At 66.6% G+C, this 14,938-nt stretch carries 11 protein-coding genes; all 11 read right to left on the reverse strand.

What is annotated here, in order from left to right:
- Positions 1 to 55 precede the first annotated feature (55 nt).
- Complete coding sequence (locus tag FB547_RS00085; RefSeq protein WP_145738580.1) at positions 56 to 2,434, reverse strand: type VI secretion system Vgr family protein; 2,379 nt, start codon at positions 2,432 to 2,434, stop codon at positions 56 to 58.
- Between the two features lie 19 nt (positions 2,435 to 2,453).
- A complete protein-coding gene (gene tssH, locus FB547_RS00090) occupies positions 2,454 to 5,183 on the reverse strand; it encodes a type VI secretion system ATPase TssH (protein ID WP_145738582.1) in 2,730 nt (909 codons plus the stop codon).
- Positions 5,180 to 6,334: a type VI secretion system baseplate subunit TssG gene (tssG, locus tag FB547_RS00095; RefSeq protein ID WP_145738584.1), complete on the reverse strand. Its 1,155-nt coding sequence runs from the start codon at positions 6,332 to 6,334 to the stop codon at positions 5,180 to 5,182. Before tssG ends, tssH begins: the two co-directional genes overlap by 4 nt.
- Positions 6,331 to 8,202, reverse strand: a complete 1,872-nt coding sequence (gene tssF, locus FB547_RS00100) for a type VI secretion system baseplate subunit TssF (RefSeq protein ID WP_145738585.1) — start codon at positions 8,200 to 8,202, stop codon at positions 6,331 to 6,333. Before tssF ends, tssG begins: the two co-directional genes overlap by 4 nt.
- Entirely contained in the window at positions 8,203 to 8,730 is a 528-nt protein-coding gene (tssE, locus tag FB547_RS00105) for a type VI secretion system baseplate subunit TssE (RefSeq protein ID WP_145740498.1), read from the reverse strand.
- Between the two features lie 29 nt (positions 8,731 to 8,759).
- Positions 8,760 to 9,626 carry a type VI secretion system accessory protein TagJ gene (locus FB547_RS00110; protein ID WP_145738587.1) on the reverse strand — a complete coding sequence of 289 codons (867 nt, stop codon included), beginning with the start codon at positions 9,624 to 9,626 and terminating at the stop codon, positions 8,760 to 8,762.
- Between the two features lie 107 nt (positions 9,627 to 9,733).
- Positions 9,734 to 10,216: an Hcp family type VI secretion system effector gene (locus FB547_RS00115; RefSeq protein WP_012745360.1), complete on the reverse strand. Its 483-nt coding sequence runs from the start codon at positions 10,214 to 10,216 to the stop codon at positions 9,734 to 9,736.
- Between the two features lie 49 nt (positions 10,217 to 10,265).
- Complete coding sequence (gene tssC / locus FB547_RS00120; protein ID WP_012745359.1) at positions 10,266 to 11,774, reverse strand: type VI secretion system contractile sheath large subunit; 1,509 nt, start codon at positions 11,772 to 11,774, stop codon at positions 10,266 to 10,268.
- An 18-nt stretch (positions 11,775 to 11,792) separates the two neighbouring features.
- Positions 11,793 to 12,365 carry a type VI secretion system contractile sheath small subunit gene (tssB, locus tag FB547_RS00125; protein ID WP_145738589.1) on the reverse strand — a complete coding sequence of 191 codons (573 nt, stop codon included), beginning with the start codon at positions 12,363 to 12,365 and terminating at the stop codon, positions 11,793 to 11,795.
- Positions 12,366 to 12,445: 80 nt separating this feature from the next.
- The gene (tssA, locus tag FB547_RS00130) at positions 12,446 to 13,537 is read right to left on the reverse strand and encodes a type VI secretion system protein TssA (RefSeq protein ID WP_145738591.1); all 1,092 of its coding nucleotides are present in this window, start codon (positions 13,535 to 13,537) and stop codon (positions 12,446 to 12,448) included.
- A 132-nt stretch (positions 13,538 to 13,669) separates the two neighbouring features.
- Positions 13,670 to 14,857: a fumarylacetoacetate hydrolase family protein gene (locus FB547_RS00135; protein ID WP_145738593.1), complete on the reverse strand. Its 1,188-nt coding sequence runs from the start codon at positions 14,855 to 14,857 to the stop codon at positions 13,670 to 13,672.
- Between the last annotated feature and the right edge of the window lie 81 nt (positions 14,858 to 14,938).

Here is a 14,938-nt window from a genome sequence, read left to right on the forward strand (position 1 = left end):
ATCGCGACCAGGAGAGCGCCCAGCCATCTCATTCGCAGGGACAGCAATGCGCCGGTCATGTGCACATGAACAGGCCCTTGAGCATGACCTTGAACGGGCCGACCTTGATCTTGGCGCCGTTTTCGAAGTTGAGCGCCCGGTTCGACAGCCTGTATGCCTTCCAGTCGAAGCTGGCGCCGCCGATGTTGGTGCTGACCGCATTGATGGTTTCGGAAAGCGGTGCAAAAGTGAAAGAATTCGCGTAGGCGATAGAAAACGCGAAGGGCGTCTTCGAGGTGATGGAAACTTCGGCCTCCGTGGTGATCGTGCTGCCCGCGTGCGTGTGCAGCGAGTTCGTGTAGCTGACGTCCTTGTGGTCGGAGTGCAGGCTGATGGTGTTGGCGTTGACGTTGAATTGCGTCGGCGTGTAGATGTCCACGTCCGTATTCACGCTCTGCATCGTCAGCTTGCCGGCAGTGGTGATGAGCATGTCGCCGACCGAGCCAATGCTCTCGGTGCCGCCGACCGTGCGCATGCTGTCGTTCTGCACGTAGTAGTGCTCGCCGCCCAGCACCGAGACCTCCTTGCCGTTGGATTTCTCGGTGTACAACCCAACCACCGTGGTGGTCTGCGGCCCGTTGACGGTCTCGTCGAGCGACTGGCCGATGGTCCGTGTCTCGCCCGTGTCGACGTTTTCAGTGCGGCTGCCGGTCACGTGCTCGATCTGGTCGCCTTCGACGTACACGTCCTGGGTGCCGCCGATCACCTTGATGTTCTGCGGCCCGTTCACGGTGATGTTCTGCGGCCCGCCCTTGTTGACCGTCACCGTATGCGGTCCGTTGATCGTCTCATCCAGCGAGGTGTTGGTAGTGTAATTGTCGGCGCCCTCGATTGTCGTGGTTCTCTTTCCCGCGACAGTGTCGGTCTCGTCGGCCTCGACATCGATCTCGAAGTTCTTCTCGGCATGAATGCGCACCAGCTCCTGGCCCGGCGCATCGTCCAGGATGAACTCGTTGGCATTTGCCGGCGTGCCGTCCTGGCTGCGGCTCACGAAGCCGCTCACGGTGACCTTTGCAGGCAACTCGAGCGGCGGCATCTGGTCGGAGTTGTAGACGCGGCCGATGATGATCGGCCGGTCGGGGTGGCCGCCGATGAAATCGACGATCACTTCCTGACCCTTGCGCGGATGATTGACGGCGCCGTAGTTCGAGCCAGCCCAGGCGCTGGAAACGCGCACCCAGCATGAGCTGTTCTCGTCGCTCTTGCCATAGCGGTCCCAGCGGAACTGCACCTTCACGCGGCCGTATTGGTCGACCCAGTATTCCTGGCCCGCCTTGCCCACCACGGTGGCGGTCTGCGGCCCGTTGGTGCGGGTCATCGGTGTGACGCGCGGCGGACGGAATGCATACGAGGTCGGCTGCACGGCGAAGCTGAAGCTGTAGTGGCTCTCGGCCGCACCGCTCTCGTACCCGCCTTCGCGCAGTGCATAGGACACCGACACGATCAGGTATTCGCGGTTGTCGTCCTGCCGCGGGCAGTTCTGCATCGTGAAGCGGTAGCCCGGCGCCATGCCGCGCACGCTGGAATGGCCGACGTCGCGTTCGGCCTGCGATTGCGCCTCTTCGAGCCGGATGCGCGAGTAGTGCTCGCCCTGCTCGACCTCGCTGAAGCCGCCCAGCCATTCGTAGATCTCGTAGGTGTCGTGGGGATTCCCGCGCGGCTGGCTGCGCATGCCCATGAGGTCGGCCTTCGACTTCTTGAAGTCGTAGTCGTCCACCACGTAGGTGCCAGGACGGATTTCCTCGGTCACCTGCCACTGGTCGATCACTTCCTGGAACGGGTCCGGGTTGCGGTCGGCTGCAAGATAGCTGATCTTCGGATAGCCCGGCAGGGTGTCGTGCGCGCCGATGTCATCGGCAAGCACCAGCGTGTGCTCGCCCTTGTCGTGCTTGAAGTAGTAGTAGATGCCTTCGTGCTCCATCAAGCGGCTCACGAAAGCGAAGTCGGTCTCCTGATACTGCACGCAGTACTCCCACTGGCGGTAGTTTCCGCTGAGCTTCTTCTCGAAGGCGAAGTTGTAGTCGGCGAACACTTCCTCGAGGATGTCGACGACCGACTTGTTCTGGAAGATCTTGCAGTCGCTGGTGCGCGTGAGATACCAGAGCCAGGGCCGCACCGTGGCGCGGTACAGCACGTAGCGCGAGGTGCCGCCCTCCTTGCCGACCATCGTGAAGCGAACGATCTGCCCGTTCAGGAAACGAGGCTCGCCGGCCGTCTGGATTTCAAGCGAGAGCGGCTTGCCCAGCACGGCCTTCATATCGAGCGACACGCTCGGGCTCAACAGGTCGACCTCGAACTCGAACAGCTGCGACAACCCCTCGGTGCCGTGCATCGATCGGAACAGGAGCTGGTCTTCTCCCAGCGGCGTGTGGGCTTTGACGACTCTGTTGGGCATGGCTTATTCCCTTCTTCGCTCAGCGTTCAGAAAATTCGTAGTGGAAATCGTCGTTCGCCGCGCTCAACCGCACGCCGGCGAGCTTGCGCGCGCTGACCGTGGCGCCGATGACTTCCTCGCTCAACCGCGGCAGGATGGTGTGCGTGAGGATCGCATCGATCATCCGCCCACCCGATTCGATGGCGGTGCACCGGCGCGCCACCAGTTCGACGGCGCTGTCGTCGTAGTCCAGCGCAATGCCATGGTTCGCATCGAGGCGGGTGGCAATGCGGTCGAGCTGGAGGCGAATGATGCGATGCAATGCATCGGCTTGCAACGGGTAATAAGGCACTACAACCAGCCGGCCCAGCAGCGCCGGCGCGAACACCTTGAGCAGCGGTTCGCGCAGCGCAGCCGCCAGCGGCTCGGGGTCGGGACGCAGGGTCGGGTCTTCGCACAGCTGCATGACCAGGTCGGTGCCGACATTGGAGGTCATGATGATCACGGTGTTGCGGAAATCGATGTGGCGGCCCTCGCCGTCTTCCATCCAGCCCTTGTCGAACACCTGGAAGAAGATCTCGTGCACGTCGGGGTGGGCCTTCTCGATCTCGTCGAGCAGCACCACGCTGTAGGGCCGGCGGCGCACGGCCTCGGTCAGCACGCCGCCCTCGCCGTAGCCCACGTAGCCGGGCGGCGCGCCCTTGAGCGTGGAGACGGTGTGCGACTCCTGGAACTCGCTCATGTTGATGGTCACGAGGTTCTGCTCGCCGCCATACAAGGCCTCCGACAGCGCAAGCGCAGTTTCGGTCTTGCCCACGCCCGAGGGGCCGCACAGCAGGAACACGCCCACCGGCTTGTTCGGGTTGTCGAGCCGCGCGCGCGCGGTGCGGATGCGCCGCGAGATGGTCTCCAGCGCATCGGGCTGCGCGACCACGCGGGCCGAAAGTATTTCACCGAGGCGCAGCACCGATTGCGCGTCGTCGCGCACCATGCGGCCGATCGGAATGCCGGTCCAGTCGGCCACCACGGTGGCAATGGCCTGTGCGTCGACGGCGGCCAGGATCAGCGGCGATTCGCCCTGCAGCTGGACGAGCCGGTCCTGCGCCTGGTCGAGTTCGGCGCGGATCTCTTCGGGTGTTCTCCCGGGTTCGGGTGCAGCGGCCTCGGCGTCCAGCGGCGCGTCTTCATCCGCCGCGTCGCCCTGCTCTTGCGTTTCGGCCTGCACGGGCACCGCCGCCGGCGACAGCTGCTTGCGCAGCGCCACGATGCGCTCGACGAGCAGGCTTTCTTCCGCGCGCCGCTGCTCGAGCAGGTCGAGCTCGGCCTGCGCCGCAGCCACCTGGGCCGCGATGTCCTCCACGCGCCGGTGCTCGCCGACGCCGATCGCCGCCTCGCGCCCGGCAATGCCCGACTCGATGCCCAGCACCTCGATGCGGCGCTGCAGGTCTTCGATGGCCGCGGGCAGCGCATGCTGGCTCAGGGCCACGCGCGCGCAGGCCGTGTCGAGCAGGCTCACGGCCTTGTCGGGCAGCTGGCGCGCGGGAATGTAGCGGTGCGACAGGCTCACGGCCGCTTCGAGCGCGGCGTCGAGGATGAGCACGCCGTGGTGCTTCTCGAGCTCGGCCGAAATGCCGCGCAGCATGACCACGGCCTTGGACTCGGTGGGCTCGTGCACCTGGATGGTCTGGAAGCGCCGCGTGAGGGCCGGGTCCTTCTCGATGTACTTCTTGTACTCCGACCAGGTGGTGGCGCCGATGGTGCGCAGCCGCCCGCGCGCGAGCGCCGGCTTCAGCAGGTTGGCCGCATCGCCGGTGCCCGCCGTGCCGCCCGCGCCGACCAGCGTATGCACCTCGTCGACGAACAGCACGATGGGCTTGGGGCTCTTCTCGACCTCGTCGATCACCTGGCGCAGCCGCTGCTCGAACTCGCCCTTCACGCCCGCGCCGGCCTGCAGCAGCGTGGGGTCGAGCACCCAGAGCGACACGTCCTTGAGCGACGGCGGCACGTCGCCCGCCGCGAGCCGCGAGGCCAGCCCTTCGACCACCGCCGTCTTGCCCACGCCCGCTTCGCCGGTGAGCAGCGGATTGTTCTGCCGCCGGCGCATCAGGATGTCGATGATCTGGCGGATCTCGTCGTCGCGGCCGTAGACCGGATCGAGCTCGCCCGCGCGCGCCTTGGCCGTCAGGTCGCTCGCGTACTTGGCGAGCGCCGAGCCGCCCGCGGCGGCGCCGTCGCCCTGGTGGGATGCCGCTGCAGCGGCAGGCCCCGGCGCAGCCGCAGCGTCGAAGTCGTCCTCGGGCGAGCCTTCGGTCCACGCGGGAAGCTGGGCGATGAGCACGTCGGGCACGATCTTGTCGAACTCGCGCGAGATGCCCGAGAGCACCTGCCGCAGCCCCGGCGTCTTGACGATGCCCGCGAGCAGGTAGGCACCGCGGATCGATGTGGCCTCGAAGCGCAGGCTCGCATAGACCCAGGCGCGCTCGACGGCGTTGTCGACGTGCTCCGAAATGTCGCTGATCGAGGTGGCGCCGTGCGGCAGCCGGTCGAGCGCACGCACGAGGTCCTGCTCGACCGCATCGAGGTTGAGGCCGGCGCGCCTGACGATGCGCAGCAGGTCGCTGTCCTGCAGTTGCAGGATCTGGTGCAGCCAGTGCACCAGTTCCACATAGGCATTGCCGCGCAGCTTGGCAAAGGCGGTGGCAGTCTCCAATGCCTTGTAGAGCATCGGATTCAGCTTGGAGAAAAGGGAGACGCGGCGGATATCGGTCATAGGGCCATGGAAGAAGCCTCGGCCGCCGTGGAAGCAGCCGATGCGGAACGGGAATACAGGGCTTCGGGCTGGAACAGCATGTCGCCGGCATCGGTGGGCGAGAGGCGCGTGCCGAGCCAGCTGCCCCAGCCCAGCCGCTGGTCGCCGCCCAGCTGCATGCCGAGGGCTTCCTGCTTCCTGAGCACGAGGCGCAGCTCCCAGGCGAACTCGATGCCCACGTACTGGCGCACCCAGTCGACCACCTGCTGCAGGCGCCTGCTGCCCGGCAGGAAGTCGCGGAACTCGCTTTGCGAGAGCGGCCCGAGTTCGAGGCGGAACTTGCCCTGCGCATCGCGCACCGCCAGCCCGACAGTGGCGCCGGCGCCCAGTTTCTGGTTGCGGCCGGAAGTGCCGATGCGGCTGACCTCGCGCTCGTCGAGCATCACCCAGTCGCTCACGAACTCCTCGATGCGCACGGGCACGTCGAAGTACAGCCGCAGGATCTGGATCAGGCCCTCGGGGTTGCGCGTCTGGCGCACGAGGTGCCCGGCCATGAAGGTGCGCGCATGGTCGGCGATGCGGTCGCGCTCCTTGAGCCCCGGCTGCCCCATGTTCATGAGGCTCGCCACGTAGTCGACGAAGCGGTGGCCGTCGGGGCGGTCCAGGCTGTTGACCGACTGGGCATCGGCCCAGGCCCGGTAGAACAGCAGGATGAGCCGGTGGTGGAACAGGTCGGCGAAGGCGCTGAGCGTGTTGTCGCTGTGGTGGCGCTTGCGTTCGCGCGCGTACTCGGTCAGGTGCAGCGGCAGCGGCCCGTTCGGGCCGAACAAACCGAAGCCGTAGATCGAGATGCGCGGCGGACCGTCGCCGTCGACATCGACACCCGAGACGTTCGACGGCGCAAAGGCCATCGAAGGCTCCTGCCCCAGCCGCAACGGCTCGTCGAGCGGACGCGGCGCGCGGCCCAGCAAGGGATGGCCGCCGTGCGCATCGAGGCGGCGCAGCAGCATGAACAGGTCGTGCTCGAAAGGCTGGTCGACCAGGCCGGCCCACAGGACCGGGTCGGCCTCGGGAGCGCCACGGCGCGGCGCGCGTGCCGCAGCGTCCTCGGGCGCGATCGGCGGCGCCTGCTCCGAATCGTCGGCGAGGCCGGCTGTGCTGCTCATACTCATACGGCGGGACGGCGTCCGATGCGCGGCGCCCAGCGCGCGATCTCGCCGCGCTGCAGGCTGGAGAGCGCGAACTCGGTGAACGCGTTGAGCGACACGTGCCGGCTGAAGAACTGCTCCAGCACGGCGCCGAAAAGATAGGGACTCGCGCCCGAGAAGGCCACTTCGTCGATCTTCAGCGCGATTTCCACGCCGCGCCCGAAGACGATCGGTCCCGGCTCGGGCAGGCGGCGGAACACCGGCGCCAGCGCCATCGAGCGCACGCCCTGGATCTGGCGGCGCACCGCTGGGTCAGCCAGGTTGCCGTAGAGGTCGAGCATCTCGCGCAATGCGGCCGCGCCCTGCGTGGCGTCGATGTCGGTCAGGCTCAGGTAGTTGAGGCCCAGGTGGCTGATCAGGCGCCAGGTCAGCGCGCCTTCCGCCAGCGCGGGATAGGGCCGCGACGGCCCGCGCAGGATGCGGATGCCGCGCACCGGCGCCGACACGCGCAGCGAGAAGTCCGACTCCAGCCCCGTCGGCAGCAGCAGCGGCAGGTCGCGGTTGGTGCACAGCACATCGATCGTGATGTGCCGCAGGCTGTGCGGAAAGGGCGCGTCGTGCTGGTCGACGAGCGACACGTACACCTCGCTGCCGGTGTAGCTGGTGCGCGTGCCTTGCGCGCGTGCGCGGTCGGACACCAGGCGCGGCTCGCGGCGCAGCGAGAAGTATGCGCCGAAGTCGCCGTCGTCGGCCGCGAACGAGCCCAGGAAGGGCCTGAACTCGCGCTCTTCCGAGCCGCTTGCCATGTGGCCCGTGACGCGCTCGACGGTGAAGATCTCGAAGTCGCGCGGACGCGTGCGGTCGATCACCGCATGGTGCTCGTGCTGCCCGGGCCCCACCGGAATGCGGTCGCTGCGGCGCGGCACCAGGTTGATGATGGGCGTGCAGAACAGCGAGAAGTGCTTGGCGTCGACTAGCCGCTCCAGGTCGGCGTCGGCGCGGTCGAGCAGGATCACGATTTCCATCGTGGTGCCGCCCATGGCCGAGGCCGCCGCGCGCAGGTTCTTCACGCTGAAGAACAGGTAGCGGTCGGGGAACGCGAAGTACTCGTGCAGCAGCCGGTAGCCCTGGAACGAGCGCGCGTCATAAGGCAGCAGCGCCTGCTCGGGATCGAAGCCCTCGTGGCGAATGGCTTCGTCGCCGAGCGGAACGATCCGCGCCTTGCTGCCCGGGCCGCTGCGGCACACGGTGCCGATGCTGTGGTGCACCGCGAGTTCGAGCACGCGCAGCGCGTGCAGCTCCGCGCCCGAAAGAAAGAACTCGAGCCGGTCGATCGGCAGCTCGGCGAACGTGGTGCCGCCCACCGCTTCGAGCTTGATGGTGATGGCGCTCCTGGCGCGCTGGGCGACCGCGGGCATCGCATGCGCGATTTCCGCCGGCACGGGGCCGATGCTCGCATCCGCGATCCTGATGGGCCACAGCGTGACCTCATGGCCGGTTCGGAATTCGCAGGCCGTCTGCTCGCCCTTGATCATGCGCCCGCGCATGATCGTGTGGCGCGGCAGTTCGTAGCCGGCCTTCAGCGAGCCTTCATTGAGGTTGCCGTCGATCTGCACCACGGCCATGGCGGGCAGCGGTGCGAGGAAGTTGGGGTACACCACTTCGAGCAGCCGCTGCGAGAAGCGCGGAAACTCCGCATCCATCTTGAGCTGGATGCGCGCCGTGAGAAAGCTGAAGCCCTCGAGCAGGCGCTCCACGTAGGGGTCGCTGACCTCGATGCCGCGCATGCCCAGCCGCCCGGCGATCTTCGGGTAGCGCTGCGCGAACTCGGCACCGAGCTCGTGCATGTAGGTGAGCTCACGGTTGTAGTAATCCAGCAGCCTCGCGTCCATTCAGAGGCCCCCGGTCGGACGCAGGATCATGTGGCCGCTCTCGAGGTCGAGCTCGGAGCGCAGGATGAATTCGATCGGATAGGGCACCGACCACAAGGTGCCGCGGATCTCGAGCGCGAGCAGGTTGTGGTGCTCCAGGTCAGTGGCGTCGGTGACGCAGCGCACGTCGATGCTGTCCTTCATGATGCGCGGCTCGAAGTCGACGATCGCGGCGCGGATGGCCGCCTCGACGTCCGCGAAGTTGACCTCCGACATGCGTCCGCCGGCCCAGCCGCGCACGCCGTAGTTCACGACCGAGCGCCGCGCGCGCGGCATGGCGTTGATGGTGTGGTCCGCACCGAAATTGGTGGTGTTGAGCAGCCACTGCAGGTCGCGCAGCACCGAGTCGCGCAGCAGCTTGCCGCTCATGAGGAATGCACCCGCGCGCTCCTGGCGGCTTTGCGGCTGCTTGTCGGTCAGGCGGTCGAGCAGCACCGGCTGCAGGCGGTCGCGCGCAACGCTTTCTTGCTGGGCGCCATCGGCCTCCATGGCCTGGCGGCTGGCTGGCAGGACGGAACTCACTGCGCAGCACTCTCGGCAGGCGCGAACTCGACGAGGCGGATATCGAGCAGCGAATGGTCGCCGGCTTCGCTGATCAGCGTGCGCTGGCCCACGCCGGCGTATTGGTCTTCACCGGTCAGCGGCAGCCAGTCGGTGCGGCGGCCCAGGGTTGTTTCGTCGTCCAGCGCATCGAGCGCACCGGGATAGCGCACCGGCACCAGGCCGTTGAGCCCGCGGCCGTCATGCAGCACAATCTCGGCCGGCGCCCAGAGCAGGTCGACCAGATGCTGCGGACGGGAGAACTTGAGGCGCCGCACCGCCGGCAGCGGCAGCCACGCATAGCCCGAAGGCGTGAGGAGTTCGAGCGCGGCGCCCATGCGCACGTCGCCGTCGCAGAGCCAGGCGAACTCGCTGCTTTGCACCGGCTCGCCGTCGATGGCCTGCACGGCGCGCGCGTCCGACCGGTCGACGCAGTTCAACGTGCCCTGCAATGCGGGCGCATCCTGCCGCGCGGCCTCGCGCAGGTCGGCCGCTTCGGCGGCGCGTTCGGCCGGCAGCGCGGCGGCAGCGATCAGCGCCGCGACCCAGCCGGCCTCGCCGGCCACGACGGCCGGCGCCCGGCCGCCATTCCAGAATTCGGTTCGATGCCGCTCGGCCGCCAGCGCCATTGCGCAGGTGGCACTGGCGGGAGCAAAGGAGGGATCGATCTTCGCGGCCAGCTTGAGCTGGTCTTCAGCCCGCTGCCAGTCGCCCCGCAGCGCAAGAAAGTGGCACAGGGCAAGCCGCAGGCTGGCATTCTGTGGACTCGCGCGAATCTGCCGCTGTACCCATTCGGTGTGTTCGGCCACGGAGCGCTCGCCCAGCACTGCAAACCCATCGCCCATGAAACTTCCTCTTTGACTCGCGCACGGCCGCGGGGCCGTCGACAACTATCTGCAGGCGACCGGCCCGCGGCATGCGCGGACCGGTCGGGACCAAGCAAGAAGGGGAATCAGGCTTCCCGGTTTTCCTTGATGTTCCAGGCCAGCACGGTTTCGGCGCCCTTGCCGCCCTTGTCGGTCTGCTCCCAGTACTGCTGCTTCACCTTGGCCGCCTGGAACGCGAACTGCACCAGCACCGCATCCCCGCCCTGCTCGGCCGAGTACTGCACCGAGGTGACCAGCACTTCTTCCAGCGTCACGCGCGTGTATTCGATCTGCGAACCACCCGCCTTGCACACCGACACTTCCACCTTGCTCAGGTGCTTGCCGCTCGCGCAGTTCTTCATCACCGACGGCGCCGCCTTGTCGATGCGCGCGAGCACCTGCAGGTCGTTGAAGCTCGCCTTGCCCACACCGCCCCCGCCGCCGCTGACCATGTTGCCAGGCTGCGTTGCTCCCCATGCGAACGACTTGATATCCGTCCAGTCCTTGTGGTTCGAGTCCTTGGATTCGCCGTTCGCGCCCTCGACGCGCATGAACATGTCTACTGCCATGATTAACCCCCAGAGTTATATATATGCCCGATTGCGGGACACCGTTGAACTAGCTGCTGTCCTTCTTGTTGGATGGCAGCTTCGAAACCAGCCGCAATGACACCGTCAGCCCTTCGAGCTGATAGTGCGGCCGGAGAAAAAACTTGGCGGCGTAGTAGCCCGGGTTGTCCTCGATGGCTTCCACCTGGACTTCGGCCGCCGCCAGCGGCTTCATTGCCTTCGTATCCTGGGACGACGTGCCCGGGCTGCCGTCCACGTAGTTCATGATCCAGTCGTTGAGCCAGCGCTCCATGTCCTCGCGCTCGCGGAACGAACCGATCTTGTCGCGCACGATGCACTTCAGGTAGTGCGCGAAGCGGCAGCATGCGAACAGGTACGGCAGGCGCGCCGCCAGGTTGGCATTGGCCGTGGCATCGGCGTCGTAGTACTCGGCCGGCTGCTGCAGCGACTGCGCACCGATGAAGGCCGCGAAGTCGGAGTTCTTGCGGTGCACCAGCGGCATGAAGCCGTTCTTGGCGAGTTCGGCCTCGCGCCGGTCGCTGATGGCGATCTCGGTCGGGCACTTCATGTCCACGCCGCCGTCGTCCGTCGGGAAGGTGTGGGTGGGCAAGTTCTCGACCGCGCCGCCCGATTCCACGCCGCGGATCGACGTGCACCAGCCGAACTGCTTGAACGAGCGGTTGATGTTCACGCCCATCGCATAGGCCGAGTTGGCCCAGGTGTAGCGGTTGTGCAGCGCCGAGTCGGTTTCTTCCTCAAACTCGAACTCGTCGACCGGGTTGGTGCGCGCGCCGTAGGGCAGGCGCGCCAGGAAGCGCGGCATGGCCAGGCCGATGTAGCGCGCGTCTTCCGACTCGCGCAGCGACCGCCAGGCGGTGTGCTCGGTGTTCTGGAAGATCTTGGTGAGGTCGCGCGGGTTCGACAGTTCCTGCCACGAGTCCATCTGCATCACGGTGGGCGATGCGCCGGCAATGAAGGGGCAGTGCGCGGCTGCGGCGATCTTGGCCATTTCGCCGAGCATCTCGACGTCGGGCGGGCTGTGGTCGAAATGGAAGTCGCCGATCAGCGCGCCGAAGGGCTCGCCGCCGAACTGGCCGTACTCGGCCTCGTAGATCTTCTTGAACAGCGGGCTCTGGTCCCAGCCGATGCCCTTGTGGCGCTTGAGCGAGCGCGCCACTTCGCGCTTGGAGGCGCACATCACGCGGATCTTGAGCTGCTCGTCGGTCTCGGTGTTGTTGACCAGGTAGTGCAGGCCGCGCCATGCGCCTTCGAGCTGCTGGAAGTCTTCGTGGTGCAGGATCTGGTTGATCTGCTCGGAGAGCTTGCGGTCGATCTCGGTGATGATCGCCTGCACGGTGCGGTAGGCATCGTTCGAGATGGTGACGGTGCTCTCAAGCGCCTGCACCGCCAGCGTCTTGACGGCGCTTTGCACCGCCTCGCGCGCCTGGTCGGTCTTGGGCTTGAATTCGCGCTGCAGAAGGTCGGAGAACTCGTTCGGCTCGAGCGCTTCGATGGTGGCGGCCTGTCCGCGCGCTGTCTGTTTGGGTGCGGTGCTCATGATGGAGATCCTGTCGGCTTACTCGGAAGGTGTGGTGCCGGGGTTGCCCGACTTTTCGTTCGCGGCCTCGATCGCCTTGGCAACGGCGGGATTGGGTGCGGATGCGAGCGACTTGAGCAGCTCCGGGTTCTGCAGCGCCTGGGCGATCAGCTGCTCGGCACCGTTCTTGCCGTCCATGTAGGACAGCAGGTTGGAAAGCTCGGTGCGCGCTTCGAGCAGATGCTGCAGCGCGCCCACCTGGCGGGCGATGCGCGCGGGCGAGAAGTCGTCCATGCTGTCGAAGGTGATGTCGACGTTCATCTGTCCTTCGCCCGTGAGGGTGTTGGGCACCTGGAAGGCCACGCGCGGCTTGATGGCCTTCATGCGGTCGTCGAAGTTGTCGATGTCCACCGCCATGAAGTCGCGCTCGGCGAGGTCGGGCATCGGGTCGACCTGCTTGCCCGCGAGATCGGCGATCACGCCCATCACGAAGGGCAGCTGGATCTTGCGCTCGCTGCCGTAGATCTCGACGTCGTACTCGATCTGCACGCGGGGTGCCCGGTTGCGCGCGATGAACTTCTGACCACTGTTTCTGACACGGTTGTCTGCCATAAAGCTTCCTCTTGAATCTCAATGCGTATTCGTATGGGTCGAGCCCCGGCGGCCTGTTTCCCGGTGATTGCGCCGGCCGCTCATTCCGCTGCGGCCCCGCCGCTCAGCGAACGGCCGGCCAGGCTTTCGATCTTCTGCAGGCCCTCGGGAACGAGTTCTTCGATGATCTGGAAAAAGTTGAGGTCCAGCAGCCTTTGCGCTCTGCGGATGAGCATGGGGGCCGGATGGCTGGGCTCGGTGCGTTCCATGTACTGGCACGCCTTTTCCAACAAGACCTGCACATCATCACGAGTCGATATTTCAATATCTTTAATGCTTGCCGCACGCGCGCCGGAGGCGCCATTGCCCGTGGCCGCAGCGCCCTGCGCCGAAGGTGCGGCCTGCGCCGATCCATTGCCTTGCACGGCCGCCTGCGACGCTTCGGCCGGTTCCGGCTGGGCCTGCTCGGGCAGCAGCTGGACCACGGTGCGAAGCGAGCGTTCGAGCCGGGAAAAATCGGGCGCCCAACTCTGTCCCAGGGCCCGCTCCGAAGTCTCCCGGATGCGCCGCAGCAGCTCCAGTGCTGCATGCAATGCCATCACCGCGGGCGCCGCCTTCTCCTGCGCGCGGCGCGCCACCTCCCGCAGCCGGCCGATGCCGCCCGGGTAATCGATCTGGTCGGCCTTGCTCGAGTCGAGCAGGGCCTCGACCTGCCGCAGGCTCATCGACGCGCCGGCATCCTCGAGCAGCCGCGCATCGCGCACGCTGCGTCCGAGTCCCTCGGCTTCGGCCAATGCAGCCAGCGCATTCATGCGCGGCAGCGGGTCTTCGAAATCACCATCGACGACGCGCGGATGCACGTCGTTCCAGAACTTTTGCAGGATGCCGTCCACCACGCGCAAGCCATCGACGTAGCCCGGCAGTCCCCGGCTCTCGGTCCATGCCAGCGTCAACAGGACCAGCACGCGCACGTCGAGCGTGCGCTGGCACAGCTGCTTGGCAATGCGCTCGACACGGGCCCAGTCGGGCGGCTCGGCCGGAATGATGGTCGAGCCGAACTGCTGCTCCCGCTTTCCCGTTGCAGCTTGCTGCAACGCCATGAACTCGGGGTCGTATTCGAGGTCTTCACCGCAAGGAAGCGGGCCTTCAACAGGCGACTGCAGTAGTTCGATCTCGCTCGGTGGCAACCCCATCTCCCGTGTTATCCATTTTCAAGACCGGTTATCTTGAGGGGAACGCGAGACGCGGTCAACAGCAACAGTTTGCTACGTGCCGGCTATGAATCACAAAGGAGTACAACTCCTTTTAAAGCGTAGAAAGAACGTTTACAGCAATCCGCGCGCAGCCAGATTCCGCATCAGCGCACTTAACCCGAAAGTCCACCGTGGTGCCTGGTCCGAATGGACCACGCGGTTCACGAGGGCGCCGAGTTCCGGCGCGGCAATGCTCACGCGATCGCCGACGACATGGGTGAATCCTTGCCCAGGACCATGACGGTCTTGTGTCGGCGCAAACATGGTGCCCAGGAACAACATGAAGCCGTCGGGATAGTCGTGGTGCGCGCCGACCGCCTGCGAGACGAGGTCGAGCGGATCGCGGCTGATCTTCGCGAGCGAGCTCGAGCCTTCGAGCGTGAAGCCTTCGGGGCCTTTCACTTCGAGCGCCACCGTGATGCGGCGCACGTCGTCGATGCCGAAGTGCGCATCGAACAGGCGGATGAAAGGACCGATCGCACAGGAGGCGTTGTTGTCCTTGGCCTTGCCGAGCAGCAGCGCGCTGCGGCCTTCGAAGTCGCGCAGGTTGACGTCGTTGCCGAGCGCGGCGCCCAGCGTCTCGCCGCGGCTGTTGACCGCGAGCACGACCTCGGGCTCGGGGTTGTTCCACACGGATGCGGCATGGATGCCCACGTCGGCGCCCATGCCCACGGCCGAGAGGACCGGCGCCTTGGTGAAGATCTCCGCGTCGGGCCCGATGCCGACCTCGAGGTACTGCGACCATGCGCCCTGCGAGATCAGCACCTCCTTGACCTTCGCGGCCTCGGCCGAGCCCGGCACGATGCCCGCGAGGTTGTCGCCGAGCACGCCGCTGAGTGCCGCGCGCGTGGCCTCGGCGCGCGAGGCATCGCCGCGCGCCTGCTCTTCGATCACGCGCTCGAGCAGGCTTTCGACGAAGGTCACGCCGCTGGCCTTGATGGCCTGCAGGTCGCAGGGTGCGAGCAGCCAGGGCTTGGCTTCGTCGCGCGCGGTGGCGTCGCTGTTGGCGATGGCCTCGGCCAGCGAGGCGACGCGCGGAGCCTGGCCGCTGCGCAGTGCGCGCCGCACCGCGTCGGCGGGCGGCTCCTTCGCCTCGAGCAGGTCGCTCATCGTGGGCGCGAGCCGCGAGAGATCGTGCAGCCCGCCCTCGTGCACCGCCACGAGTACGGGGCCCACGCCGGGCTGCCAGATGCGCCCGACGAGCGTGGCGCGCTCTGCATCGCGGGGAAGGCTGGCGGCGGTGGAAAGATTCAGGGGCATGTTGTCTCCGGAGGCACTTGGGTTGGGTTCTTGGAGCGGACATTCTGAATGAATGTGTTCCCTGCCGCTGCGCAAGCGGAA

It is taken from the genome of Variovorax beijingensis (genome assembly GCF_007828835.1).
GTDB lineage: Bacteria > Pseudomonadota > Gammaproteobacteria > Burkholderiales > Burkholderiaceae_C > Variovorax > Variovorax beijingensis_A.